We start from the raw sequence: 204 nt of genomic DNA on the forward strand, positions 1-204 counted from the left end.
CAACAGCGAAGGCAATATCCGTGGCGGTGGGGATGGCCCAGCCGCGGAGGGTCTCGGGGCTTGTCAGGTTGATCGCAGCGTAAATCAGGGCCGGAACCACCACGCCGCCGGCCGCTGCAGCTACCGGAACGATCGACTTTTTGATCTCCCGCAGGTCCCCGGCCACAAACTCGCGCTTGAGTTCCAGGCCCACCAGGAAAAAGA

General features: G+C 63.2%; 1 protein-coding gene. It reads right to left on the reverse strand.

The window, feature by feature from the left end; genetic code table 11:
* Nucleotides 1-204: Na+/H+ antiporter NhaA (locus ACU18_RS19030; protein WP_197273633.1), on the reverse strand; the 204-nt coding region annotated here is incomplete at both ends.

The organism is Arthrobacter sp. ZBG10, from assembly GCF_001238605.1.
Taxonomy (GTDB): Bacteria; Actinomycetota; Actinomycetes; order Actinomycetales; family Micrococcaceae; genus Arthrobacter.